This window comes from Streptomyces sp. NPDC051909 (genome assembly GCF_040681095.1).
Taxonomy (GTDB): domain Bacteria; phylum Actinomycetota; class Actinomycetes; order Streptomycetales; family Streptomycetaceae; genus Streptomyces.
This window is the reverse complement of the sequence record NZ_JBFAYA010000072.1, coordinates 1-3,885: the sequence shown is the minus strand read 5'-3', so window position 1 is coordinate 3,885 and position 3,885 is coordinate 1. Positions and strand designations below refer to the sequence as shown.

General features: G+C 63.4%; 2 protein-coding genes and 1 pseudogene. All 3 read right to left on the bottom strand.

The features are described 5' to 3' along the window. Window positions 1-284 precede the first annotated feature (284 nt). Window positions 285-470: a GntR family transcriptional regulator gene (locus AB0M18_RS36440; protein WP_365765682.1), complete on the bottom strand. Its 186-nt coding sequence runs from the start codon at window positions 468-470 to the stop codon at window positions 285-287. Window positions 471-477: 7 nt separating this feature from the next. Further along, window positions 478-3,102 carry a LuxR C-terminal-related transcriptional regulator gene (locus AB0M18_RS36435; protein ID WP_365765684.1) on the bottom strand — a complete coding sequence of 875 codons (2,625 nt, stop codon included), beginning with the start codon at window positions 3,100-3,102 and terminating at the stop codon, window positions 478-480. Between the two features lie 96 nt (window positions 3,103-3,198). After that, window positions 3,199-3,404: pseudogene (locus tag AB0M18_RS36430) on the bottom strand (hypothetical protein); the annotation flags it as partial. Between the last annotated feature and the right edge of the window lie 481 nt (window positions 3,405-3,885).

Here is a 3,885-nt window from a genome sequence, read left to right as displayed (position 1 = left end):
AGCAGCCTCGGCTACCGCAGCCCAGCCGAATACGAGACCGCCCTCGCAGCCTGACCACCACACCAAACGTGTCCGTCAAAGCGGAACAAGCTCAGATCGAATGGGCTCAGTCTGTGTCGGACAGCGCGGAACGCAGCGCTTGCGTCATCGCCGCGTCATCCGCTCCAATGGCCCGGGCCTCGTCCCGGTAATGCCGGGCCAGGGGCGCGAGTTCCTCGGGAGTGGGTGCTTGGCCTTGCGGAGTGGGGATGCCGCCCGGGTGCCCGCACCACGCCGGGTGCGGATCAGGCCGGAACCTCCAACTCCCGGTAGGCGCTGGCCACCGTACCGGCGGCCAGCCCAAGGTCGGACGCCAACTGCCGGATCCTCGGAAGACGTTCACCCTCCGGCAGTCGTCCCGCGGAGATCAGGATGGCGAACGGGGCGATCACGCCAAGCCGCTTCGATGGCTTGCTCCAGGGCCCGAACATACCTGATTCATGGGGTACCCAATGTGCCGAGGGTGGCAGCAAGTTCACGGCGGGTCGTTACACCGAGTTTCGTATATGCGTGTTGAAGGTGGTTGTCGACGGTGCGCACGGAAAGGTGGAAGGATGCCGCGATTTCCTTACTAGGTGTCCCCTGGGCAGCGAGAAGAGCGACTTCGCGTTCACGGGCAGTAAGTGACGCCGAGAGGGCCGCTGTTAGCAACGGCGTACGCACACCCTCGCAGCGGCCGGCGCAAGTGTTGGCAAGCCGAGCCGCGGCGCTGGCTTTACGAACCTGTCCGGCACGTTCGTACGCACCCGCAGCTGCGCTGGCAGCTTCAGCTGCCAGTAGGTCCGCGCCAATCGACTCCAACTCTCCAGCGACATTACTTAGCTGACCAGGGCTGTCAGCCGCGAGACCGGCAGCGAGGTGTGCGCGCGCCACGGCGAATGGCCCATCGCAGTCCTGGGCGAGTTCAGCGAGCCGAGGAGCAACCTGGTTTGCGCCGCCGAGTCGCGCGACGTCTACCAGAAGGGTCATCTCCGGCGGGATCAGCCGAGCGGTGCGTGCCACAGTCGCGCCATCAACGAGCAGCCTACGGGCCCGGCGAAGGTCCCCTGTAGCCGCTGCGAGACATGCCAACGCCTGGCACTCAAGAGCGATAAAAATGCCCAGCGGTGGGTAGTTGCGCGCCTCAGACAGGGCTCGCTTGGCAGCCTCCAGATCGCCGAGTTGTGCAGCGCAGACGGCGATGCCGTTCAGAGCAGGGTTGAGCGTCCTGGCGTTGTGGTGACGGCGGGCGCGGTTGGCAGCCTCGGCGAACCATCTGCGAGCGGTGGCAGGATGCCCTGCCAGCAACTCCAACTCCCCCAGATTAACGGCCATCCACATAGACGGCAAGGGAATTGAGGCGGATGCCAGGTCAGCGAAACCGCTCTCGCCCACATCACGCGCCTCTGCCAGCCGTCCAAAATCCCGCAACGCGGCGCTCACAGATATCAACTGAACCGCAGGATGCGGGTATAGGGCACTATCCTCGACATCTAGGTGCGCTTTGTGTGCATCTTCAGCAAAGGTCACTGCGTCACTGATTCTGCCGGTCATGTACAGCCCTACGGGCTTCATCATTGCCCCCGCGAGCCAGGCTGCCGGATTTGAAACGACGCTAAGGTCATTTGTCAGGTCCTCAAGTAGTTCAAGGCCATGATCCGGGTGTCCTGTAGCGATCCACATGCTGCCCTCGTTGTAGCGCAGCATGCGAATTTCCGACTCGTCGCGCATGCGCAGTCGGGCGGCATCATTCAGAGCGAAGGCCTCTGCCGTACGGCCGGCGGCCCAGAAGAGGTTGAAGGTGCGTGTCAGGGTGATGGCCAGCAACTCCGACTCACCTGCCGCATGCCTCTCGGCATCCTGGAGGATCTTCTCTGCGTGTTCGGGACGCCCCACTTCGAACAAGACCTCGCCCAGCATGAGCCGAGTGGCAGTGTTGTACTCTTCCGGGCGGAGAGCTTCAAGAAGTGCCAGCGCCTGGGGATAGTCATGGGCGTAGCGCGCCAAGGTGGCAGCTTGACTGAGCATAGAGCTGTCGGCGGTCCCGGTGGCGGCGAGTTGCCAGGCGGCAATGCGCAGCACATCTTCGCGTCGCCGGGAGCCGTGCTCCTTGGCACGATCGATCTGCCTAAGTAGTATCTCACGGCGGCGAACGGGGCGTAGTTGGCTGCGTAGGACCTCTCCGTACAGGGGGTGCGCAAGAGTTACATTGGTTCGGCGGTGTGCGCGGTGAACGCTTACTAGTCCTACTGCCTCAAGGTCTGCGACCGCATGTGGATCATCAGCGGCCGCTTGGATGTCGGCGAGCGGCAGGGGTTCACAGAGTGCTAGTAGCTCCAACCCAAGTCGAGCCCGGGGATCGGCCGTACCAAGGCGCTCCTTTACGAGTTCGCTCAGCCTCGGTGTACCGACGGCTTCCTGACTATCAACCAGCTGCCAGATCTCTCCGTCGAAAGCAAATGAACCCTTTGCACTCGCGCCTTGTACCAACTCCCGAAGGTACAAAGCATTGCCGCCAGATGCGGTGAATAGCTGATGCGCCGTGCGCCGTGTAACGGGCCCACCCAAAATGGCCTGCAGCATTCCCATGGTCTGATTCAGGTCGAATACGTCGAGGTCGATGCGGGAAATTTCGTCCCCGTAGCACAATGCTTGGACGGCCTCAGTGGCAGGTTCCCCGGTACGAAGAGTGGCGATCAGCCGAACTAGGCGAGTGATCATCAGCTGCCGAAGCAACACAGCTGAGGTGGCATCCAGCAAATGTACGTCGTCTATCAGTATTGCCCACTTACGGTCCCGCTGCGGGCCAGACAGTACCCTGGCTACCTCCGCAAAGCCTTTCACGGGTTCAGACAAATCTACTCCGGGCGGAAGGATATGAGCAATAGCCCCGAGTGGCACGGTCGCAGCGGCTGCGGTTGCTGTTGCCCTTCGGCCCTTGAACCCGCCGCGGACAGCCCGGGCCAGACACTCCTCAGCAAGTCTGGACTTGCCGACTCCTGCGGGCCCCGCGATGACTATCGCCTGGCAGGAGCGACGTCCCCAGGCCACCTCGAATGCCTCCAGTTCGGGATTCCGCTCCACCAGCGGCCACTGAGCACCAGTATCCACTGCCACCACCGCCTCAGGGTGATATCTCGAATCACCGGCTCACCTAGATGAACCGTGTGCCAACGATACTCAGTTTTGACATCGATCGCTATCAAGGAATACTCTCAGTGAGCCGTTCTCATCCTGAGTAGTCGCAGTCAGGAGGGTCTGGACGGCCTTGACCGCTGTGCCGATGCGGCGGGTGGAACAGCGTGCCCGGTGCAGCAGCCGCCAGGTTCTTGAGTTGGGCGAAGGCGTTCGCCGGGTGCCCGCAGCCAGGCATGGTCGCGGTTGAAGAGCAATGCTCAGGACCTGTGGATCGGCCCAGGGCGGTGTGCCTCGTGGGATGCGGAGGGCGTACCTTCCCGGGCGATCGACTCATGGTCACCGAGTAGGCCCGCGTTGTAGCGCGGGTCGGAAAGGCACGCCCGTGCTCAGCGTAGCCAACGAAGACGGCCCCACCGAGGCCGGTACCATTTCCCCGAAACTCGACGGCCTGCCTTGGTCCGCACCCCGGTTCCACCGGAGGAACTCCGGACCGCCCGTCGTCGGCGTTCCTCGCCGCGGCCGAGGTGTGGCGCGCCTGACCCCGGAACCGGACGGCCGGAGGCCCCGCCGCATGACTGCCCCAAGGCCCGCGGCGGGCTACGACCGGCCCAGCCGGAGGAGGTTCGCGAGTCTCCTGGGCTTACTTCGCTTTGACGGACATCGGAGATCAGGGGCTTGGGCCCCGGAAGGATGATGTTCATCATGGAGAGCATGGGGAAGAGGAAGGCG

Coding starts and splice junctions, on each gene's coding strand:
- AB0M18_RS36440 (WP_365765682.1), bottom strand. CDS start 470: ATGTTCGGGCCCTGGAGCAAGCCATCGAAGCGGCTTGGCGTGATCGCC.